Origin of the sequence: Pantoea sp. UBA5923, assembly GCF_002431095.1 — a bacterium.
In the GTDB taxonomy this organism is placed as follows: domain Bacteria; phylum Pseudomonadota; class Gammaproteobacteria; order Enterobacterales; family Enterobacteriaceae; genus Pantoea; species Pantoea piersonii.
This window is the reverse complement of sequence record NZ_DJDN01000004.1, coordinates 63,276-85,018: the sequence shown is the minus strand read 5'-3', so window position 1 is coordinate 85,018 and position 21,743 is coordinate 63,276. Positions and strand designations below refer to the sequence as shown.

The following is a 21,743-nucleotide window of genomic DNA, read 5'->3' as shown; positions in this document are numbered from 1 at the left end:
TTCTCTGTGGCATCTGCTTAAAAACACAACATTCGAAGAAGGAAGTCCGGCTATGCTCGCCAAATTAACCCGTCTGTTCCCGCTCTGGGCCGTGTTGCTCTCCGCCGCCGCCTGGTATTCGCCCGGCGTCTTTCTCGGCATCGGGCCATGGGTCACCTGGCTGCTGATGCTGATTATGTTTAGCATGGGCGTAACGCTTAATATCGACGATTTTAAGCGCGTGCTGGTGCGCCCGGCGCCGGTTATCGCTGGCACCTTTTTGCACTATCTGGTGATGCCGCTCGCCGCCTGGGGGCTGGCGAAGCTGTTCCACATGCCGCCCGATCTCTCTGCGGGCATGATTCTGGTGGGTAGCGTGGCCAGCGGCACCGCCTCGAACGTGATGATCTATCTGGCGAAGGGCGACGTCGCGCTTTCGGTGACTATCTCCTCGGTTTCCGCGCTGGTGGGCGTTTTCGCCACGCCGCTGCTGACGCGTTTCTATGTCGATACGCATATTCAGGTGGATGTCGTGGGCATGCTGCTCAGCATTGTGAAGATCGTGGTGATCCCGATTGGCCTGGGGTTGATCATTCACCACAGCCTTACCGGTCTGGTGCGCCGCGTGGAACCTTACCTGCCCGCTTTCTCTATGATCTGCATTCTTTTGATCATCAGCGCCGTGGTGGCGGGCAGCCAGGGTTTTATCGGATCGGTCGGGCTGGTGGTCATCGCCGCCGTGGTGCTGCACAACGCCATCGGTCTGCTGGGCGGCTACTGGGGCGGCAAGCTGTTCGGCTTTGACGAGTCGACCTGCCGCACGCTGGCGCTGGAGGTAGGGATGCAGAACTCCGGTCTGGCGGCGACGCTGGGCAAACTCTACTTCTCGCCGCTGGCCGCGCTGCCGGGCGCGCTCTTTTCCGTCTGGCATAACCTTTCCGGTTCGCTGCTGGCTGGATACTGGTCAGGCAAACCGATCGACAAGAAGTAATTCAGCGGGGGCCGCGCGCCCCCGTTTCACTCATAGTCCCGCTCGTCCTCTGGCTGCTCCAGCACCGTATAGGCCACGCTGCACAGCAGTGAATTAAGGCGCTTCATATCCCCCAGCAGCCCCAGATGCAGCGAGCTGGTCTCAATGCTCTGGACGTTCTTCTGATGCAGCCGCTCGACATGCGCATGCGAGAAGCGGCGAATAAGAATGCGGAAGCGATGTTTAGCGCGGCGCAGCCGTTTCGCGCTGGTGATGTCGCGGGAAAGAAACACCGACAGGCTGAGGCGCAGGTTCGCCAGCAGCTGTTCATGCAGCGTCTCTAACTCCTGTATGCCTTCCGGGGAGAAAGCGCGGCGCGGCATCAGCGCCTTATCCGCGACGTCGGCGCTCATGCGCTCAATAATGTCGCCCGCCTGCTCCAGATTTAACGACATTTCGATAATTTCGCCCCAGCGGCGCGAATCCTCTTCCGACAGATCCTCTTTCGGCATACGCGCCAGGTAGAGCTTGATGGCGGTATAGAGCACGTCCACATCATCATCCAGCCGCCGCACCGTACGCTCTTCACGTACTTCGCCGTGTACCACCTTGCTGAACGCCTCCAGCATCATTTCCAGCACGTCGCCGATGCGCAGCGCCTCGCGCGCGGCGTTGACCAGCGCCAGCGCGGGCGTATCCAGCGCGCTGCGGTCAAGATGGCGCGGTTTGAGCGTCATATCCGCTTCAGCATCATCATTGATCAGGCGAGTACAGAGCCGCGCCATCGGTTCGGCGAAGGGCACCATAACCAGGCAGCGGATCAGGTTGTAAAAGACGTGGAAGAAGATCACCAGCTCTTCGTCATTGACCGGCATCTTATCCAGCCAGGGCGCCAGCAGATTGACAAAGGGCAGCATCGCCAGCGAGCCGAGCAGCTTAAACAACAGGCTGCCGAGCGCCACCCGCTTGCCTGCGGCATTGGAGCCGCTGGCGTTGAGCATCGCCAGCAGACCGCTGCCGAGATTAGCGCCGATGACCAGACAAAGCGCCACTTTAAACGAGATAACGCCTGCGGCGGTCAGCGTAGCGGTAATCAGCACCGCCGCCAGGCTGGAGTAGCTGATAATGGCGAACAGCGCGCCGATCAGCGCATCCAGCATGATATCGCCGGTCAGGCTGGAGAAGAGCACCTGCACGCCCGCCGCCTGGGTAATAGGTCTGGCGGCGCTGACGATCAGCTGCAGCGCCAGCAGAATCAGCCCCAGTCCAATACTGGCTCGGCCCATCTGCCCGACGCGCGTCTGCTTGCGCGACAGAAAGAAGATGACGCCGAAAAAGATAAACAGCGGCGACAGCCAGGAGAGATCGAAGGTCAGAATACGCGCCATGATGGCGGTGCCGACGTCGGCGCCCAGCACCACCACCAGCGCAGGTGTCAGGCTCATCAGCTTCTGCGCCACGAAAGAGGTAACCAGCAGCGTGGTGGCATTACTGCTCTGCACTAGCGTTGTCACGCCGATGCCCGCCAGAAACGCCATAGGTTTCTTTTCAATGCTGCGGCTGAGCACGCGGCGCAGATCGGCGCCAAAGACGCGCATAATGCCGGAGCGCACGATATGGGTGCCCCAGACCAGCAGGGCGACGGCAGAGAGAAGATTGAGCAGGGTCAACACGTCATGCCACTCCATAACCGTCAGGCTAAAAAGCAGCAGAGAGCCAGCCTGACGGAAAGAGCAGTCTGCAAAGAGAGCCGTCGGGCGGGGCGCAATTTTTCCTGAGTTTTAAGCAACCTGCGCACGCTGCCGACTCTTTAACTGTAGACCAGTTCTCTGAGACAAGCGGCTGATTAATACAGGCTTCTTAATCGCAGCGGCAACGAGGGCAGAGCAGGGTATCTTGTGATCTGCATCACATTACAGCATGATGGCGATCTTTTACGGAAAGCCATTATAGAGGCCAGTCATGAACGTTAAACCTACCGGCGGTCAGTACATCGCACTGGCGCTGCAATGGGTGCTGAATCTGGGGCTGCTGGCGCTGGCGGTTATCCTGGCAGTGTTTCTTGGCAAAGAGACGCTGCACCTTGCCAACGTGCTGCTGAACACCGGCGAACAGGCGTCATCCTATCTGCTGATTGAGGGAATTGTGATCTATTTCCTCTACTTCGAATTTATCGCCCTGATCGTAAAGTACTTCCAGTCGGGCTATCACTTTCCGCTGCGCTATTTTGTCTATATCGGCATTACGGCGATCATTCGACTGATTATTGTCGATCATAAAAATCCCTTCGATACGCTCTGCTACTCCGGCGCCATTCTGATCCTGGTCGTGACGCTGTGGCTGGCCAACAGCAACCGCCTGAAGCGCGAATAAACGTCGCCAGGTGTGCCCGCCGCGCCTCTGCGCTACACTGTTGCCCTCAAAATTGACGGGAGTGGTGATATGTCGCAAGAGGCGCTCAGCTTATTACGCGCGCTCAACTGGCTGCCATCCACGCATCCGACGCTGACCGCGCCGCTGCTGGACTGGCTGATGGAAGAGGACTCCATGACGCGCCGTTTCGAGCAGCACTGTCAGGAAGTGACGGTGCGGCCGATGCGCGAAGGCTTTATTAACGCCGATGAGCTTACCGATGAAAGGGCGCTTCTGCCGGGCGATACGCGCTTCTGGCTGCGCGAGATCGTGCTGTGCGGTGACGGCGAGCCCTGGCTGATTGGCCGCACGCTGGTGCCGGAGAGCACGCTCAACGGCCCGGAGCAGATGCTTCAACAGCTGGGAACGCGCCCCCTTGGCCGCTATCTCTTCTCTTCTTCGACCTTAAGCCGCGACTTTATCGAACCCGGCAGCATCGGCGCGCTCTGGGGACGGCGCTCGCGGCTGCGGCTGTCGGGCAAGCCGCTGCTGCTGACGGAACTGTTTTTACCTGCCTCGCCGCTCTATCGCGACCTGGCCTGAGGAAGATTTAACGTGCAAAAGAGCGTAGAGATGAGCAAGTTTCAGGCCTATAGCCGCCTGATGCGTATTGATAAACCGATCGGCACGCTGCTGCTGCTGTGGCCGACGCTATGGGCGCTGTGGCTGTCGGATATGGGCGTTCCACCGTTCCGGGTACTGGTGGTGTTTGTGCTCGGCGTTTTTGTGATGCGCGCGGCGGGCTGCGTCATCAATGACTTTGCCGATCGCAAGGTAGACGGTTTCGTGAAGCGTACCGCCGGTCGTCCGCTGCCCAGCGGCGCGGTGAGTGAGAAAGAGGCGAAAATCCTGTTTGTGCTGCTGGGGTTGCTGGCGTTCGCGCTGGTTCTCACCATGAACCTGATGACCATCCTGCTTTCGCTGGGCGGTCTGGCGCTGGCGTGGTCTTATCCCTTTATGAAGCGCTATACCCATCTGCCGCAGGTGGTGTTAGGCGCGGCGTTCGGCTGGGCGATTCCTATGGCCTGGGCAGCAGTTAGTAAGTCCTTACCACTAGAGTGCTGGCTGGTGTTTCTGGCCAATATCTGCTGGACTGTCGCTTATGATACGCAATACGCGATGGTGGATCGCGACGACGATATTAAAATTGGCGTCAAATCGACGGCGATTCTGTTTGGTCGTTATGACAAGCTGATTATCGGTCTGCTGCAACTCGCAACCCTGGGTTTGCTGGCGCTGGTCGGTTCGCTGATGCAGCTTAACGCGCTGTTTTACTGGTCGCTGCTGGGCGCTGCCGTACTGTTTGTTTACCAGCAAAAGCTTATTGTTCATCGTGAGCGCGACGCCTGTTTTCAAGGATTTCTCAACAATAACTATGTCGGGCTGGTGATCTTTATCGGCGTGGTGCTGAATACGCCGCCGTTCAGCCAGCTGTTTTAAAAGCAAAAGGGCGACAATTTGTCGCCCTTCGAGTTTGCTGGCAAGGTGCCCTCTCTCCCGCCGACTGGACTCATCAGCTGCCTGAAAAAAAGGGCGACATCTCTGTCGCCCTTTGCTTTATCTGCCTGTGGCTATTTACTCATGCGCGACCGCGCTTTCGATAGTTAACCGCACATCGCTGGTCACCAGGTCGGCCAGAATATGCCAGGCGGCCTGAGTGCGCTCGACGTCGGCATCGCCGGTATCGCTGATATAGCCCTCGTCACGCAGCGTCAGCACCAGCGTAGTAAATACCGCCTTATCGAAAAACTCCGGCGCGTTAATGCCGTGTAGCACCGAAAGACGCTGTGCCAGCATACGGCTCTCTTTCTCCAGCGTGCCGCGGTTAATGGTCGGCTTCGCGCTGAGGATAGAGAAAGTAATGGCGTAACGCTGCAGCGTCTCGCGGATGCCTGCAGCCAGCAGCTGTAGCGTGCGGTAGCGCGCCGCGGTGTGGCGCAGCTGTCCATCCTGCATGGTAATCAGGCCCTGACGCGCCAGCTCCTGACACAGCGCGCTCAGCAGCGCCGGCAGCGCGTCGATCTCCCAGCGCAGGAACAGTTCGCTTTTCAGCATCGGGTAGATCAGACGAACCTGACGCAGCAGTTCTGCTTCGCTCAGGTTTGGATGCTGCTGAATAATGGCGGCAATCAGCGACGGCATCACCAGCATATGGTGAATATTGTTGCGGTAATAGGTCATCAGCACCGCCTGCTCGCGCGGCAGGATGATGATGTCGCCGATATTATCCTGTTCGGTTTCGAACTTATTCATGCTCATGGCATGGTTCAGCAGCTCTTCCGCTGAAAGCGGCGGCACCGTCGATTCCGGAGAATAGGGCACGTTACGCAGCAGCTCGATGTAGCACTCAAGCTGCTCAATCAGCTGCTCGCGCGTCAGCGAACGCTGGCGTGAGGCGAGCAGCGCGGTAACGCACAGGTTCATGGCGTTGGCGGCGCCCGCTTCGTTGATGCGCACCATCAGGCGCGCCGCGATATCGTTCACCGTCGGCGTCAGCCAGCTGGGGCGCTGCGGTTCAATCGGGTCGATAGCGTCGCGCCACTCCGGCACCTGCTTGTTCAGGTAGTTCACCAGCGGCAGCGGTTCGCCGAAGTTAACGTAGCCCTGACCCAGATTGCGCAGCTTACGCAGGCCGCGCACCATCTGCATAAAGCCTTCTTTCTCTTTCGCCGCGCCGCGTAGCTCTTTGGCGTAAGTGCCCACTTCCATAACGTGCTCATAGCCGATATAGATTGGCACCAGCGTAATCGGACGTTTGCCGCCGCGCAGCATCGCCTGCAGCGTCATCGCCAGCGTGCCGGTTTTGGGGTCGAGCAGACGACCGGTACGTGAGCGCCCACCCTCAACGAAATACTCGACCGAATAGCCGCGGCTAAACAGCTCGCCGAGATATTCGCGGAACACGGTGGCGTAGAGTTTGTTGCCTTTAAAGGTGCGACGAATAAAGAATGCGCCCAGGCGGCGGAAAATCGGCCCGGCGGGCCAGAAGTTAAGGTTGATGCCTGCGGCGATATGCGGCGGCACCAGGCCCTGATGATAAAGCACATAGGAGAGCAGCAGATAATCCATGTGGCTGCGATGGCAGGGCACATAGACAATCTCATGGCCATCTTCCGCCAGCTGGCGCACGCGCTCGCCGCCATTGACGTTGATGCCCTGATAGAGACGGCTCCAGAGCCAGCCCATCACGCGATCGGTCACGCGGATCGCCTCATAGGAGAAGTCCGCGGCGATCTCTTCCATCATCTCGACAGCGTTCTGCTGCGCCTTCTCATGAGAGAGCTTTTTACTGCGCGCTTCTTCTTCCACCGCTTTTTCAATCGCTTTGGACTGCAGCAGCTTGTTGAAGAGATCCTGTCGCGCCGGCAGACGCGGGCCGACCGCCGCTAACCGCTGACGCGCAAAGTGAATGCGCGCCACGCGCGCCAGTTTCTGCGCAATAGATTTATCGGTGCCGTGTTGCGTCGCCATCCAGCGCAGCGAAACGGTCGGGGAGAAGCGGACAAAGCTGTCGCGGCCGTGCCAGACGATAGCGAAAAACTTCTCTACGCCGTTAAGCTCGCGCAGGTGCGGCGTATCATCGCCCTGAACTTCACGACCAGGCGCGCGGCCAAACATCACCGAAACCGGCAGCATCTGGATATCCAGATGTGGATTGTTGCGGTGCAGATCGAGATACTCGTGGAAGATTTTCACCGATTCCGTGTTCGGCCCGAAAGCGGGGAACACGCGCGGGCCATTGTGAATAAACACATGGCGCGGCAGCAGCGTGCCGTCAATTTCCAGCGGCACCAGCGGATCGGGCAAATTATGCTTCAGACACTGCTGACGCAGCGTCAGCAAATCCGCCTTGGAATCGTATGGCAGCACGTACATAATCGGCCGCGTCGGATCGAGTCCATGTTCGGAAACGGGATCGGCCGGAATAGCCTTAGTTTTTACCAGAACGGAAAGTGGTAAATTCAACAATTTATAATAGAGTTTACGCCAACCTGACATAGACAACATGAAGCCTCTTGTTAGCAAAGCGCCGCAAGCATATCAGAAAGTGCTGCGAAGATCTGTGTGGTGCCAAACGCACCTGGCCCAGACATTGACGTCAAACAACTAAAAGGGTTCCCTCGCAATGGCAAGTAATACCACCGGTTTGCTCAGGATTGTGAAAGCGGCAGGCTACTCATGGCAAGGTCTGCGCGCCGCCTGGCAGCATGAGGCCGCGTTTCGTCAGGAAGCCTCGGCCGCTATCATCGCCGTCATCATCGCCTGCTGGCTGGATGTCGATACCGTCGCGCGCATCCTGATGATCGGATCGGTGGTGCTGGTGATAATCGTCGAGATCCTTAACAGCGCGATTGAAGCGGTAGTTGACCGTATTGGCCAGGAGCGTCATCCGCTGGCCGGACGGGCGAAAGACATGGGCTCAGCCGCCGTCTTGCTGGCTATCATACTGGCGCTGTTTGTCTGGATCGCGCTGCTTTGGTCCCATTTGCGGTAGGCTTTCCACAATTGCCCAAATGGCTGTTATTTCCCTGGGTTTTGGTTTTCATTTCGCCAATACCTGTATATACTCACAGCGACTGTATAAACAACCAGGGGGCGGGATGAAAGCATTAACCACCAGGCAGCAACAGGTTTATGACCTGATTCGCGACCATATTAACCAGACGGGCATGCCGCCAACGCGTGCGGAAATCGCCTCGCAGCTGGGGTTCCGTTCCCCCAACGCCGCCGAAGAGCATCTGAAAGCGCTGGCGCGTAAAGGCGTCATCGAGATTGTCTCCGGCGCATCACGCGGCATTCGCCTGCTGATGGAAGAGGAAGAGTCCAACGGGCTGCCGTTGATCGGCCGCGTCGCCGCTGGTGAACCGCTGCTGGCGCAGGAACATATTGAAACGCATTACAAAGTCGATCCTGACCTGTTTAAGCCTTCTGCTGATTTCCTGCTGCGCGTCGCGGGTATGTCGATGAAAGATATCGGCATTATGGATGGCGATCTGCTGGCGGTGCATAAAACGCAGGATGTGCGTAACGGCCAGGTCGTAGTGGCGCGCATCGATGACGAGGTCACGGTAAAGCGCTGGAAGAAGCAGGGCACCGTGGTGCATCTGCTGCCGGAAAACAACGATTTCGAGCCGATTATCGTCGATACCCGCACGCAGTCGCTGACCGTTGAAGGTCTGGCGGTGGGCGTGGTGCGCAACGGCGAGTGGCTCTGACCGGTTGCCTTCAGACGCCTGCATCGCTTCCGTCAGGCGTCTGTACGATAAGCTGTTAAAGCGCTCTCAGTGCGGTTAACGCCGCTCCTTTCTGTTTTACGTTTTCAGGCATGGACCGGCTGATGCGTCTCTTCTCTACAGACGACCGACACCTCTGGCGGCTGGCGCTGCCGATGATCCTTTCTAACATTACCGTTCCGCTGCTCGGCCTGGTGGATACCGCCGTTATCGGCCATCTCAACAGCCCGGTTTACCTTGGCGGCGTGGCGATTGGCACCACCGCCACCAGCTTCGTCTTTATGCTTTTCCTGTTTCTTCGCATGAGCACCACGGGCTTTACCGCTCAGGCCTATGGCGCGCGCGTTGACGCAGCCGCTGCTGATGGCGCTGATTGCTGGCGGGCTGTTTGTGCTGCTGCGCGATCCGTTAAGTTCGCTGGCGAGTCGGCTGGCGGGCGGCAATCCACAGGTGCTGGAGCAGGCTGCGCTCTTTATTCATATCCGCTGGCTTAGCGCGCCGGCGACGCTGGCGAACATGGTGATCCTCGGCTGGCTGCTGGGCGTGCAGTATGCCCGCGCGCCGGTCGTGCTGCTGGTGGTGGGCAACGCGGTAAATATCCTGCTCGATCTCTGGCTGGTGCCGGGGCTGAAGTGGGGCGTCGCGGGCGCGGCGACCGCAACGGCGGTGGCGGAATATGTCACGCTGGCGGTAGGGCTGGCGATGGTGTGGCGCGTACTGAAAATACGCGGCATCTCTATGGCGATGCTGAAACAGAGCTGGCGCGGCGATATTAGCCGTCTGCTGCGCCTCAATCGCGACATCATGCTGCGCTCGCTGCTGCTACAGCTCTGCTTTGCTTCGCTCACCCTGATTGGCGCGCGTCTGGGGCCGGAGATCGTCGCCGCTAACGCCGTTCTGCTGATGTTTATCACCTTTACAGCCTATGCGCTCGACGGTTTCGCCTACGCGGTGGAAGCTGTCTCTGGCGAAGCCTACGGCGCGCGCGACGGCAACAGGCTGCTGGCTGTATGGCACGCCGCCTGTCGTCAGGCGGGAATGGTGGCGCTGGCGTTCGCGCTGATTTACGCGGCGAGCGGCGAAGCTATCGTGGCGGCGCTCACCTCGCTGGACTCGCTGCGGCAGCAGGTGGATCGCTATCTTTTCTGGCAAATCATCCTGCCGCTGGCGGGGGTGTGGTGCTATCTGCTGGACGGTCTGTTTATCGGCGCAACGCGCGGGCGTGAAATGCGCAACAGCATGGCGGTTGCCGCGCTCGGCTATTTCGTGACGCTGCTGACCTTGCCCTGGCTGGGCAACCATGGTTTATGGCTGGCGGTGACGGTCTTTCTCGCGCTGCGCGGCGTTTCGCTGTGGCTGATCTGGCGGCGTGAATGGCGTCTAAACCACTGGTTTAACTGCTAATTAGTCTCTGAGCTCGCAGCTAATCTACGCTTCGCTAAACAGATTATTCTGTAATTATCCCGTAGCTGCCGATTCGTCTACTATAATTATCTTACAACAGCGCGACACAGCAGCGCTTTGTATTGTCGTACTGCCATTACATGGTGGTATGTAAAACTAAGGATGACGTGGAGGTCTGAAATGAATAAAGACGAAGCGAGTGGTAACTGGAAGCAGTTCAAAGGCAAATTCAAAGAAAAATGGGGCAAGCTGACCGACGATGATATGCAGGTTATCGAAGGTAAACGCGATCAGCTTGTCGGCAAAATTCAGGAACGCTACGGTTACGCTAAGGATGAGGCAGAGAAAGAAGTCTCAGACTGGGAAACCCAGAACAAAGATTACCGCTGGTAATCCCCCGTTCAGCTTTTGTCTGAACGCCCGGCACAGGGAGGTGCCGGTTACCCTCTTTTCCCGCGTTTTTTTCCTTCTGTTTCATGGTCATGATCGCAGCTATCGTGCTCCATGCAGGCTTCTACCTCTGCACAGTCCACACAAAGTCCATGCGCCTCAATCACGCTATGTCGCAGGACAAAGCGCGCTTCACCAGCCAGACCGTCAATAACCTTCTCTACGCCCTGCGCCTGTTTCTCCGTTACCGCCGCGCAGCGATCGCATACCAGCATCACCGAGGTATGCGCGGGCGCTTCAAAATGATGACAAATCACATAGCTGTTGTTTGACTCTACGCGGTGAATAAAGCCCTGTTCCAGCAAAAAATCGAGCGCGCGATAGACCGTCGGCGGTTTCGCCTGCGGCTCGCTGGCGCGTAACTGGTCCAGCAGGTCATAAGCGCTAATCGATCCATGCTGCGCAGCCATCAGACGTAACACTTCGGCGCGCTGCGCGGTCAGGCGCACCCCGCGTTGCAGGCAGAGTTTCTCAGCCTGGGTCATGATTTGCTCGGGCGTCATTGTCGACATGGTGCTTCTCCGCTAAAAACGAGATGTTATTTTATCACACTAAAATCGCTTGCGCTGGAGTTGCGGTTGATCTCTGTTCTGCGCGTAGCTTGCTATAAATATCAACAAATTAAACGGGTGCTCTGCGACCGGCTATACCGCAAAACGGCTTAGCAGTGCCAGCCTTACTGAGATATAAAGCAACAAAATTAACGATTCGCTTTACAACTCACCAGGTTAAGCACTAATGTTCATGAGGCCTTAAGAAACTGCTGGTCTTAATACGCTTTTAAATTACCCCGCTAAATAATAAAAGCGCCGATTTGTAGCTAAAACATCCAATCCGGCGAATAACAGTGCTGTTTCGACTGAATTCACAGCAATGAACCGTTAGCCGCCGTTCACAATAGCGCTAACGACAAATTCCGATGATGAATGTTTTCCTGATCAAGGTGATGGCAGACAAATGGCGAACAAAACCACCCGGCGCTCCGCGCTTTTATATCCTGTTGTTTTAAATGCGCTTTTTATCTCATCTTCCGCAATGGCCGCGGGTACCTGGTATGACGCGCGTAACGATGCGATGGGCGGTACAGGCGTCGCTTCCTCTACGTGGAGCTCAGCCGTACTGGCGAACCCGGCGCTGATGACGCGCGCGCAGCCGGACGATAATGTCGGCATTATTTTCCCGTCTGCGGGCTTGCAGATTACTGATAAAGACAAGATGGTCGATAAAGTCGATGACATCAGCGATACCGTTGATCGCTATCGTGATGTGATTAATGGCCTGACCTTACGCGATTATTTTAACGGCTACCCGCAGCTGAAGACGGCGTCGAAAGACGTAGCGAATCAGCTGCGCGATCTGCGCGGCAATAAGGCTAACGCCACAGCGGGCGTCGCGCTGGCAGTAACCGTACCCAATGAAACCCTGCCATTCGCCTTTATCACCAAGGCCTACGGTACGGTACATCTGCGCGCTAATGTGGCGCAGAGCGACATCGCCTATCTTGACGGTGTGGCGAACGGCACTGTGACCCCCGCACCGGGCGACCAGAATAACTTACGCTCCAGCGCAAACGGGCTGGCTGCGCTGGTAACCGATTACGGCATCTCCGTGGCGCATGAATTCAACGTGGCGGGCCATCCGGTTTCGGTAGGCGTTACGCCGAAAATCCAGAAAACCTGGCTCTATAACTACACCGCCAGCATCTATAACTACGATAAAAACGACCTCAACGGCAGCCGCTACCGCAACGATAATACCGGCTTCAACGTCGATGCCGGTTTAGCGACGCCGCTGGGTGACAACTGGACGCTGGGCGTCACCGGGCAGAACCTGGTATCGCGCGATCTGAAGACCAAAGAGACCAACGGCTATCGCGATACCTACCAGATCCGTCCGCTGGTGACCTCTGGCCTGTCGTGGACCGGCGGTCCCTTTACCGCTGCGCTGGATGTAGATCTGACCGAAACGAAGCGTTTTAAATCGGAAGAGAGCAGCCAGTACGCCGGGATCGGCGGCGAATATCGCGTGCTGGACTGGCTGGCGCTGCGCGCCGGTTACCGCGCGGATATGAAATCTAACGATGAAAACGTCTTTACCGCAGGTTTTGGCCTGGCGCCGTTTAACAACAAGGTCCATCTGGATCTGGCTGGCTCGGTGGGTGATAACAACACCTGGGGCGCAATGATGCAGCTCGGCTTTAACTTCTGATCAGCGTTTCCAGCCCTCTGTAAACCGGGCGATGCAGAGTCGCCCGGTATCCTGTAAATGTGTTATCCTTGCGCAGATTATCATCACCCTTAACGGATTTTCTGCGCTTCATGAGCAACTCTTTCTCCCCGCAACGTTTTTCCATCGCGCCAATGCTCGACTGGACCGACCGACACTGTCGGTATTTTCATCGCCAGCTGACCGGCGATGCGCTGCTGTACACCGAAATGGTGACGACCGGCGCCATTATTCACGGCAAGGGCGACTATCTGGCCTACAGCGAGGCGGAGCATCCGGTTGCGCTGCAGCTCGGCGGCAGCGACCCGGCGGCGCTGGCGCAGTGTGCGAAACTGGCGGAGGAGCGCGGCTACGATGAGGTAAACCTCAACGTCGGCTGCCCATCCGATCGGGTACAAAACGGTCGGTTCGGCGCCTGTCTGATGGCGGAAGCCTCGCTGGTGGCCGAGTGTATCGACGCTATGCGTCAGGTCGTTTCGATTCCGGTGACGGTAAAGACCCGTATCGGCATTGACGAGCAGGACAGCTACGCGTTTCTGACTGACTTTGTCGGCACCGTGGCACAGCGCGGCGGCTGCGACACCTTTATTATCCATGCGCGTAAAGCCTGGCTCTCCGGCCTGAGCCCTAAAGAGAACCGCGAGATCCCGCCGCTCGACTATCCGCGCGTCTACCAGCTGAAGCGTGATTTTCCGCAGCTGACTATCGCCATTAACGGCGGCGTAAAGTCGCTGGAAGAGGCGAAAACCCATCTGCAATATCTCGACGGCGTGATGATGGGGCGTGAGGCCTACCAGAATCCTGGCCTGCTGGCGCAGGTCGACCGCGAGCTGTTTGGCCGCGACGCGCCGGCTCCCGATCCGGTGGCGGTGGTGCGCAGCATGTATCCTTATATCGAGGCGGAGCTGGCGAAGGGCACGTATCTGGGCCATGTCACGCGTCATATGCTGGGTTTATTCCAGGGCATTCCGGGCGCGCGTCAGTGGCGTCGCCATCTGAGCGAGAATGCACATAAGCCGGGCGCAGACGTACGCGTGCTGGAAGCGGCGCTGGCGCTAGTGGCGGATAAGATCCCACAGGAAGCGTGACGGCTTTTCACTACATAAAAAGACCAGCCTGAGTGCTGGTTTTTTTTACGCCATAAATTAGCGAATTTCGCTATGGTCAGTGCTTTATCGCAGGTTTATTTATATATAAATCAATGATTTATGTTCTGGCACGCTTCTTGAATTAAAAGGGAAGAACTATCAAGAGGAGTAACAGAGTGGAAATTTTATTCGTGCTGGGCTTTTTTCTGATGCTGCTGGTGACGGGCGTCTCGCTGCTCGGCGTGCTGGCGGCGCTGGTGGTGGCCACGGTGGTTATGTTTGTCGGCGGGCTGTTTGCGCTTGTAATCAAATTGTTGCCGTGGCTGGTGCTGGCGCTGGTTGCCGCCTGGGTTTATCGCGCCTTTTCTGGTGATGGACGCGAACGTGCACGCCGCAGGCTACGTCGAAAAATCAGCAGGTTAGAGCGCCGTCGCGGCTATTAATTGCGGGTGCGATCACAGACTGAAAGATTGCTTATGCCTGTTTTGCAATTAAACATATTTTTTACTTATGTTTTCTGCCAGGATGATCGCCGTTGAGTCGACATGAATTCATCGCCGCTGTCCCTACACCAGCGCGAACGATAAAAAAGAAAAGGGGCTTCCTTCGGGAAGCCCCGTTTGCATTCTGGGATCAGGGGATCAGCAGGCTGGAGCCTTGCGTGCTGCGGTTTTCCAGCGAGCGATGCGCCCGCTCCGCCTCTTTCAGCGGGAATTTCTGCTGTTCCGGCACCTCAACCTTGATTGCGCCGCTGGCCAGCAGCGAGAAGAGATCGTTGCTGGCGTGCTCCAGCTCTTCGCGGTTGGTGATGTAGCCGTAAAGCGATGGGCGCGTCACAAACAGCGAGCCTTTCTGATTAAGGATGCTCAGATTCACTCCGGTGACCGGGCCGGAAGCATTACCAAAACTCACCATAAGCCCCTGACGACGCAGCGAATCCAGCGACGCTTCCCAGGTATCTTTACCCACTGAGTCATACACCACCGCCACTTTTTTGCCGTTAGTCAGTTGGCTAACGCGTTCGGCGATGTTCTCTTCACGGTAATTGATGGTCGCCCATGCGCCTGCCTCTTTCGCCAGCCTGGCCTTTTCCGCCGATCCGACGGTGCCGATCAGGTGCGCGCCGAGCGCTTTCGCCCACTGGCAGGCGATCAGGCCGACGCCGCCCGCCGCCGCGTGAAACAGAAAGGTTTCGTCCGGCTTCACCTGATAGGTCTGGCGCAGCAGGTAGTGTACGGTCAGGCCCTTCAGGAAGCTGGCGGCGGCCTGCTCAAAGCTAATGGCGTCCGGCAACGGCATCAGGCGATCTTCCGCTACGTTGTGCAGTTCGCTGTAGGCGCCCAGCGCCGCCTGGCAATAGACCACGCGGTCGCCCGGCTTAAAGCGCGTTACCGCGCTGCCGACGCGCTTTACCACGCCCGCCGCTTCGGTGCCGAGACCCGAAGGCAGAGCAGGAACCGGATAAAGTCCGCTGCGCACGTAAGTATCAATAAAGTTAATGCCGATGGCGCGATTCTCCACCTGCACTTCGTGTTCAGCAGGATCGGCAGGATCGACGTCCACCCATTGCAATACCTCAGGCCCGCCCTGCGCGGTAAACTGAATACGCTTTGCCATTTTTACTCCTGTGATTGTTCAATATGAGGCGTGAGAGGCGCGTCGCCATAAGGTATACTGGCGCGTCCCCTCAGAAGATCGGTATTGCATTCACTATGGCAGGAAATAAACCCACCAACAAATCGAACGACACGCCCGACCGGCAGCTGGAAGGTATCAAAATGCCGCCGCATTCGATTGAAGCGGAGCAGTCGGTGCTGGGTGGGTTGATGCTGGATAACGAACGCTGGGATAACGTCTCCGAGCGCGTCGTGGCGGAAGATTTTTTTAACCGTTCGCATCGTCTGATTTTTTCCGAGATGCAGCGTCTGCTGGAAGCGGGCCAGCCCATCGACCTGATTACGCTGTCGGAGTCGCTGGAAATGCGCGGCGAGCTTGAGATGGCGGGCGGATTCGCCTACCTGGCGGAGCTGGCGAAAAACACCCCCAGCGCGGCAAACATCGGCGCTTATGCGGACATCGTGCGCGAACGCGCGGTAGTGCGCGAGATGATCTCGGTAGCGAATCAGATCGCCGACGCCGGTTACGATCCTCAGGGACGCAACAGCGACGAACTGCTCGACTTTGCTGAATCCAACGTCTTTAAAATCGCCGAGTCGCGCGCCAGTAAAGATGAAGGGCCGAAAAATATTCAGGAAGTGCTGGAAGCCACGGTTTCGCGCATTGAATCCCTTGTCTCGACGCCGCACGACGGCGTAACCGGCGTTGATACCGGCTATCAGGACCTGAATAAAAAGACCGCCGGCCTGCAGCCGTCAGATCTGATTATCGTCGCGGCGCGTCCGTCGATGGGTAAAACCACTTTCGCCATGAACCTGTGCGAAAACGCCGCGATGCTGCACGACAAGCCGGTGCTGATCTTCAGCCTGGAGATGCCCAGCGAGCAGATCATGATGCGTATGCTGGCGTCACTGTCGCGCGTAGATCAGACGCGCATCCGTACCGGCCAGCTTGACGATGAAGACTGGGCGCGTATCTCCGGCACTATGGGTATCCTGCTGGAGAAGAAGAATATGTATATCGACGACTCTTCCGGCCTGACGCCGACTGAAGTGCGTTCGCGCGCGCGACGCGTTTTCCGCGAGAACGGCGGGCTGAGCATGATTATGATCGACTACCTGCAGCTGATGCGCGTGCCGTCGCTCTCCGATAACCGCACGCTGGAGATCGCCGAAATCTCCCGCTCGCTCAAAGCGCTGGCGAAAGAGCTGAATGTGCCGGTCGTGGCGCTGTCGCAGCTGAACCGCTCGCTGGAGCAGCGCGCCGATAAGCGTCCGGTTAACTCCGACCTGCGTGAATCAGGCTCTATCGAGCAGGACGCCGATCTGATTATGTTTATCTACCGCGACGAGGTTTACCATGAAAACAGCGATCTTAAAGGCATCGCCGAAATCATTCTGGGTAAGCAGCGTAACGGTCCCATCGGTACGGTTCGCCTGACCTTTAACGGCCAGTGGTCGCGCTTCGACAACTATGCCGGCCCGGCTTACGACGACGAATAGCCATACTTTTCGGCATGCACAATCTGTGCATGCCGCCTCGCATCATCAGAAAATAGTGTTGGACAACCTCGCCTTTAATCGGGTTATCTGTATCACAGCGCATGTTTAAGCACTGGAAGCAGCATGACTCACGTAGACGATTACGACCTGAAAATACTGACCTTATTACAATCCAACGGCCGCTTAACCAACCAGGAGCTGAGCGATTTAGTTGGCCTGTCGGCATCGCAATGCTCGCGACGCCGCATCAATCTTGAACAGGCGAATTTAATCCTCGGCTATCACGCGCGTCTGTCGCCCGATGCGATTGGCCTGGGCATGGTCGGTCTGATAGAGGTACGGCTAATTAACCACACCGCCGAGTATGTCGATAGCTTTCACCGCATGGTAGAGCAGGAGGAGGCGATCGTCGACGCGTACAAAACCACCGGCGACGCGGATTATCTGCTGAAAGTGGCGGTAGCGGACCTCGCTTCGCTGAGCGCGCTGATAAGTCAGCTGGTGGCGGGCCATCAAAGCGTGTCCCATGTGAAAACATCGGTAGTGTTAGGTCGTTTGAAAGAGAATGGCCTGATGATGCTCCCTGAGCGCAAAATGCGCCAAAAAAGTGCATGATGTGCTTATTTGGTGCAAGGGATCGGCAGTTTATGCAAGAGATGCGCACAGAATTCTGAATTTGTGCATGGTTTGACGGAATGACCGCAAAACATGCGCAAAACCACGCAACAAAAGCGCCTTAGTTATCAACTGGATAATCACTGGCACCTGCCGAAGGCGGCAACTGGCCGACGGTATGGTGCGTTTTTTGCATCGAAGCGGTACCTTTTTTTCGGCTTTGACTGCAATGAGATTACCCATGGATAACGTCGTAGAACCTACCCGAATACCTCATTCGCGCATTGAAGATGCGCTGGCGATACTGCTCGGCACGCTGATGGTCTCTTTCGGCGTCATTATGCTAAAGCAGGCGGGCGCGCTGACCGGCAGTACCGCCGGCATCGCCTTTTTAATCAGCTACCTGTCGCCGCTCTCTTTCGGCAGCGCCTTTTTCCTCATCAACCTGCCGTTTTACTGGCTGGCGGTGCGCCGCATGGGATGGGAGTTTACGCTGAAAACCTTCTGCGCGGTGGGGCTGGTATCGCTGTTTACCCATCTGCATCCGCTCTTCGTCCACTTTTCCGCGCTCAATCCCTTTTATGCGACACTGTTCGGTAACGTGATCATGGGCATTGGGTTTATAGTGTTGTTTCGACACAAAGCCAGCCTGGGCGGAATTAATATTCTGGCGCTGTGGCTTCAGGATCGCATCGGGCTGCGCGCCGGGAAACTGCAAATGGCCGTCGATACCTGCGTTGTGCTGGCGTCGCTGTTTGTCGTCAGCGTACCGATGCTGCTGGCGTCGGTAGCGGGCGCAGTGATCCTTAACCTGATTATCGCCATGAACCATCGTCCCGGACGGTACATGGTTTAATGCTGCATACACCTCTGTTTTTTACGACCACTCATGGAGATCTGCACCGTGTTTCAAAACGTTGATGCCTACGCCGGCGATCCGATTCTGTCGCTGATGGAAACCTTCAAACAGGATCCGCGCGCAAATAAAGTGAACCTCAGCATCGGCCTCTACTATGACGAGCAGGGCATTATTCCTCAGCTCCAGGCGGTTGCCGCCGCGGAAGAGCAGCTGAAGGCTGAGCCGCAGCAGGCGTCGCTCTATCTGCCGATGGAAGGCCTCAACGCATACCGCAGCGCTATTGCGCCGCTGCTGTTCGGCGCGGAGCACCCGATGCTGAAAGCGGGCCGTATCGCCTCGATTCAGACGCTCGGCGGCTCCGGCGCGCTGAAGGTAGGCGCAGATTTCCTCAAGCGCTACTTCCCCAATTCCGGCGTCTGGGTCAGCGACCCGACCTGGGATAACCATGTGGCGATCTTTACCGGCGCGGGCTTTGACGTTAACCACTACCCGTGGTACGACGCAGAGACCAACGGCGTCAAGTTCGACGCCTTCCTCGCCGCGCTGCAGGCGCTGCCGAAGCAAAGCATCGTGCTGCTGCATCCCTGCTGCCATAACCCGACCGGCGCCGATCTGACTGACGCGCAGTGGGATTGCGTCGTTGAGGTGCTAAAAGCGCAGGAGCTGATCCCGTTCCTGGATATCGCCTATCAGGGCTTCGGCGCAGGAATGGAAGCGGATGCCTATGCGATCCGCGCTATCGCCGCAGCGGGTCTGCCGGCGCTGGTCAGCAACTCCTTCTCAAAAATCTTCTCGCTGTATGGCGAGCGCGTTGGCGGCCTTTCTGTGGTGTGCGACAGCGCCGACGAAGCCGGGCGCGTGCTGGGTCAGCTGAAAGCCACGGTGCGCCGCAACTACTCCAGCCCGCCGAACTTCGGTGCGCAGGTGGTGGCGCGCGTGCTGAACGACGATGCGCTGAAAGCCAACTGGCTGGCCGAAGTGGAGGCGATGCGCCTGCGTATTATCGCCATGCGTAAAACGCTGGTAGATGTGCTCAGCACCGCGCTGCCTGGCAAAAACTTCGATTATCTGCTGAAGCAGCGCGGCATGTTCAGCTATACCGGCCTTAGCGCGCAGCAGGTCGAGCGGTTGCGCAATGAGTTCGGCATCTATCTGGTGGGCAGCGGTCGTATCTGCGTCGCCGGTCTCAACAGCAATAATGTGCAGCAGGTGGCACAGGCGTTTGCCGCGGTAATGTAATCGCGCGGATGACGCACGTAGAGCGTCCCGCAACAGGAACAGAAGCGCAGCACATTAGCCCGGTGACGGGCGCGCCTCAGGGATAAGAGGCGTCGATCTGGCAGGGAGGCCAGTTTTCGCGTCACTGCGCCCGAACCCCATCCTTCACTAAACTGAAACCCTCAGCTCAGGCTGGCGGTTTTTTTTTGCCTTCAGGTTTACCTTTCCACGACTTATTGCACACTTAAACGGTGTAACCAATTCAGGAAAAAGGCATGTGGCATCAACAAACGCTTACGCTGGGTGAGAAACCCCGCGGTTTTCATCTGGTCACCGAAGAGATCCTCAGTCAAATCCCGGCGCTGGCGCAGGTGCAGACCGGCCTGCTGCATCTGCTGTTGCAGCACACCTCCGCCTCACTGACGCTGAATGAAAACTGCGATCCCACGGTGCGTAGCGATATGGAAAATCATTTTATGCGCCATGTCCCGGAAGAGGCGCCTTACCAGCATGATTACGAAGGCCGCGACGATATGCCTGCGCATATCAAATCCTCCATGCTGGGCGTATCGCTGCTGCTGCCGGTCCAGCGCGGCAGGCTAATGCTGGGCACCTGGCAGGGTATCTGGTTAGGGGAACACCGCATTCACGGCGGCGCGCGGCGCATTGTCGCCACTTTACAAGGGGAGTCGAAATGAACACGTCAGATCTACTGACTTACTGTATGAACAAACCGGACGCGGAGCAGAGCGTTCACAGCGACTGGAAAGCGACGCAAATTAAAAGCGGCGGCGTACTGTTCGCTATGGTGCATGAGGTAAACGGACATCCGGCGGTGTCGCTCAAAACCACGCCTGCGCTGGCGGAGCTGCTGCGCGAGGAACACAGCGACGTCTTCCCCAGCGAGCACCTCAATAAGACGCACTGGAGCACACTGCTGCTGGACGGATCGCTGAAGGATTCGCAAATCTACTATCTGGTGGATGCTTCTTATCAGCAGGCGGACGCCACCAGAGCGGCGGGCGTCTGAGAGAAGCGCGCGGCGTTGTGCCGCGCGCCTGGTTGCCGTTACGCCGCCGCTTCGTCGCGCAGCGTATTGATATCAATAACAAAGCGATATTTCACGTCGCTTTTCAGCATACGCTCATAGGCTTCGTTGATCTGATTCATCGCGATCATTTCGATATCAGAAGTGATGCCGTGTTTGCCGCAGAAATCGAGCATCTCCTGCGTTTCGGCGATGCCGCCGATCAGCGAACCGGCAATGCTGCGGCGTTTCATGATCAGGTTAAAGACCTGCGGTGCCGGGTGATCGTGCTCCGGCGCGCCAACCAGCGTCATATTGCCGTCGCGCTTCAGCAGGGCGATAAACGGGTTGAGGTCGTGCTGCGCCGCCACGGTGTTCAGGATGAAATCAAAGCTGTTAACGTGCTGCGCCATCTGGTCCGCATCTTTCGATACCACCACCTCATCCGCGCCCAGGCGCTTGCCATCTTCAATTTTTGACGGCGAGGTGGTGAACAGCACGACATGCGCGCCCATCGCGTGCGCAATCTTCACGCCCATATGGCCGAGGCCGCCCAGGCCGACGATGCCCACTTTTTTGCCCGGGCCGACGTTCCAGTGGCGCAGCGGCGAATAGGTAGTGATGCCTGCGCACAGCAGCGGCGCGACGCCCGCCAGATCCAGGTTTTCCGGCACGCGCAGCACGAAGTTCTCATCGACAACGACCGACGTTGAGTAACCGCCATAGGTGACGTCGCCGGTTTCGCGATCCTGACCGTTATAGGTGCCGACAAAGCCGACCTCGCAATATTGCTCCAGCCCTTCCTGACAGCTCGGACAGCTGCGGCAGGAGTCGACCATACAGCCGACGCCGACCAGGTCGCCTGGTTTGTATTTGCTGGCGTGATTGCCGACCGCAGTAACGCGGCCAACGATTTCATGTCCCGGCACGACCGGAAAAAGGGTGTTTTTCCACTCGTTGCGGGCCTGGTGCAGGTCAGAGTGACAAACGCCACAGAACAACACTTCAATCTGTACATCATGCGCGCGCAGTTCACGCGGGGTGTAATCGAACGGCGCCAGTCTGGATTTCGCGTCCTGAGCGGCATAGGCGTGCGTAATATTCATGGTGTCTCCAGGTTCGTTGTGTCGTGAGAATAGTGA

Annotated in this window: 21 protein-coding genes and 1 pseudogene; 17 read left to right on the top strand and 5 right to left on the bottom strand. The window is 57.5% G+C overall.

What is annotated here, in order from left to right; translation table 11 throughout:
• Positions 1-52: 52 nt before the first annotated feature.
• Positions 53-970 carry a ketopantoate/pantoate/pantothenate transporter PanS gene (gene panS, locus B3797_RS00510; RefSeq protein ID WP_120455145.1) on the top strand — a complete coding sequence of 306 codons (918 nt, stop codon included), beginning with the start codon at positions 53-55 and terminating at the stop codon, positions 968-970.
• A 26-nt stretch (positions 971-996) separates the two neighbouring features.
• Here panS and B3797_RS00505 read toward each other — a convergent pair whose 3' ends face one another.
• Positions 997-2,622, bottom strand: coding sequence for a Na/Pi cotransporter family protein (locus tag B3797_RS00505; protein ID WP_311783338.1), 1,626 nt, complete (start codon positions 2,620-2,622; stop codon positions 997-999).
• 289 nt (positions 2,623-2,911) lie between these two features.
• On the opposite strand from B3797_RS00505, the gene psiE reads away from it, so the two are divergent.
• From psiE to ubiA, 3 genes are all read left to right on the top strand, one after another.
• The gene (psiE, locus tag B3797_RS00500) at positions 2,912-3,322 is read left to right on the top strand and encodes a phosphate-starvation-inducible protein PsiE (protein WP_120455146.1); all 411 of its coding nucleotides are present in this window, start codon (positions 2,912-2,914) and stop codon (positions 3,320-3,322) included.
• A 69-nt stretch (positions 3,323-3,391) separates the two neighbouring features.
• Entirely contained in the window at positions 3,392-3,904 is a 513-nt protein-coding gene (ubiC, locus tag B3797_RS00495; RefSeq protein ID WP_311790071.1) for a chorismate lyase, read from the top strand.
• Positions 3,905-3,934: 30 nt separating this feature from the next.
• Positions 3,935-4,801 carry a 4-hydroxybenzoate octaprenyltransferase gene (ubiA, locus tag B3797_RS00490; protein WP_311790070.1) on the top strand — a complete coding sequence of 289 codons (867 nt, stop codon included), beginning with the start codon at positions 3,935-3,937 and terminating at the stop codon, positions 4,799-4,801.
• Between the two features lie 135 nt (positions 4,802-4,936).
• Here ubiA and plsB read toward each other — a convergent pair whose 3' ends face one another.
• Complete coding sequence (gene plsB / locus B3797_RS00485; RefSeq protein WP_311790077.1) at positions 4,937-7,360, bottom strand: glycerol-3-phosphate 1-O-acyltransferase PlsB; 2,424 nt, start codon at positions 7,358-7,360, stop codon at positions 4,937-4,939.
• Positions 7,361-7,487: 127 nt separating this feature from the next.
• Here plsB and B3797_RS00480 point away from each other — a divergent pair, with 127 nt between their 5' ends.
• The 4 genes and pseudogenes from B3797_RS00480 to B3797_RS00465 all read left to right on the top strand — a co-directional run bounded on the left by B3797_RS00480 (position 7,488) and on the right by B3797_RS00465 (position 10,392).
• Complete coding sequence (locus B3797_RS00480) at positions 7,488-7,856, top strand: diacylglycerol kinase (protein ID WP_311790069.1); 369 nt, start codon at positions 7,488-7,490, stop codon at positions 7,854-7,856.
• A 106-nt stretch (positions 7,857-7,962) separates the two neighbouring features.
• Positions 7,963-8,577, top strand: a complete 615-nt coding sequence (gene lexA, locus B3797_RS00475; RefSeq protein ID WP_033749144.1) for a transcriptional repressor LexA — start codon at positions 7,963-7,965, stop codon at positions 8,575-8,577.
• Between the two features lie 122 nt (positions 8,578-8,699).
• Positions 8,700-9,999 (top strand): annotated as a pseudogene (gene dinF, locus B3797_RS00470) (MATE family efflux transporter DinF).
• Positions 10,000-10,179: 180 nt separating this feature from the next.
• Positions 10,180-10,392 carry a CsbD family protein gene (locus tag B3797_RS00465; protein ID WP_033749146.1) on the top strand — a complete coding sequence of 71 codons (213 nt, stop codon included), beginning with the start codon at positions 10,180-10,182 and terminating at the stop codon, positions 10,390-10,392.
• A gap of 47 nt (positions 10,393-10,439) precedes the next feature.
• On the opposite strand, the gene zur is transcribed toward B3797_RS00465, so the two are convergent.
• A complete protein-coding gene (zur, locus tag B3797_RS00460) occupies positions 10,440-10,961 on the bottom strand; it encodes a zinc uptake transcriptional repressor Zur (RefSeq protein ID WP_311790068.1) in 522 nt (173 codons plus the stop codon).
• A gap of 445 nt (positions 10,962-11,406) precedes the next feature.
• Here zur and B3797_RS00455 point away from each other — a divergent pair, with 445 nt between their 5' ends.
• The 3 genes from B3797_RS00455 (at position 11,407) to pspG (ending at position 14,206) form a co-directional block, all read left to right on the top strand.
• Entirely contained in the window at positions 11,407-12,657 is a 1,251-nt protein-coding gene (locus B3797_RS00455; RefSeq protein WP_311790067.1) for a conjugal transfer protein TraF, read from the top strand.
• Between the two features lie 110 nt (positions 12,658-12,767).
• A complete protein-coding gene (gene dusA, locus B3797_RS00450) occupies positions 12,768-13,763 on the top strand; it encodes a tRNA dihydrouridine(20/20a) synthase DusA (RefSeq protein WP_311790066.1) in 996 nt (331 codons plus the stop codon).
• A gap of 176 nt (positions 13,764-13,939) precedes the next feature.
• Positions 13,940-14,206: an envelope stress response protein PspG gene (gene pspG, locus B3797_RS00445; RefSeq protein WP_311783332.1), complete on the top strand. Its 267-nt coding sequence runs from the start codon at positions 13,940-13,942 to the stop codon at positions 14,204-14,206.
• Positions 14,207-14,396: 190 nt separating this feature from the next.
• On the opposite strand, the gene B3797_RS00440 is transcribed toward pspG, so the two are convergent.
• A complete protein-coding gene (locus B3797_RS00440) occupies positions 14,397-15,380 on the bottom strand; it encodes a quinone oxidoreductase (RefSeq protein ID WP_311783331.1) in 984 nt (327 codons plus the stop codon).
• Between the two features lie 95 nt (positions 15,381-15,475).
• On the opposite strand from B3797_RS00440, the gene dnaB reads away from it, so the two are divergent.
• The 6 genes from dnaB to B3797_RS00410 all read left to right on the top strand — a co-directional run bounded on the left by dnaB (position 15,476) and on the right by B3797_RS00410 (position 20,604).
• Complete coding sequence (gene dnaB, locus B3797_RS00435; protein WP_311790065.1) at positions 15,476-16,882, top strand: replicative DNA helicase; 1,407 nt, start codon at positions 15,476-15,478, stop codon at positions 16,880-16,882.
• A gap of 123 nt (positions 16,883-17,005) precedes the next feature.
• A complete protein-coding gene (locus tag B3797_RS00430; protein WP_311783330.1) occupies positions 17,006-17,497 on the top strand; it encodes an Lrp/AsnC family transcriptional regulator in 492 nt (163 codons plus the stop codon).
• A gap of 241 nt (positions 17,498-17,738) precedes the next feature.
• Positions 17,739-18,353: a YitT family protein gene (locus B3797_RS00425; RefSeq protein WP_120455166.1), complete on the top strand. Its 615-nt coding sequence runs from the start codon at positions 17,739-17,741 to the stop codon at positions 18,351-18,353.
• Between the two features lie 48 nt (positions 18,354-18,401).
• Complete coding sequence (locus B3797_RS00420) at positions 18,402-19,595, top strand: amino acid aminotransferase (RefSeq protein WP_311790064.1); 1,194 nt, start codon at positions 18,402-18,404, stop codon at positions 19,593-19,595.
• 254 nt (positions 19,596-19,849) lie between these two features.
• The gene (locus tag B3797_RS00415; protein ID WP_311783328.1) at positions 19,850-20,272 is read left to right on the top strand and encodes a secondary thiamine-phosphate synthase enzyme YjbQ; all 423 of its coding nucleotides are present in this window, start codon (positions 19,850-19,852) and stop codon (positions 20,270-20,272) included.
• Positions 20,269-20,604: an MmcQ/YjbR family DNA-binding protein gene (locus tag B3797_RS00410; RefSeq protein WP_311790063.1), complete on the top strand. Its 336-nt coding sequence runs from the start codon at positions 20,269-20,271 to the stop codon at positions 20,602-20,604. The genes B3797_RS00415 and B3797_RS00410 overlap by 4 nt, the downstream gene beginning before the upstream one ends.
• 38 nt (positions 20,605-20,642) lie before the next feature.
• Here the strand turns inward: B3797_RS00410 and B3797_RS00405 are convergent, their stop codons facing one another.
• Positions 20,643-21,707 (bottom strand): NAD(P)-dependent alcohol dehydrogenase, encoded by a 1,065-nt coding sequence (locus tag B3797_RS00405; RefSeq protein WP_311783326.1) that lies wholly within the window; start codon positions 21,705-21,707, stop codon positions 20,643-20,645.
• Positions 21,708-21,743: the final 36 nt, after the last annotated feature.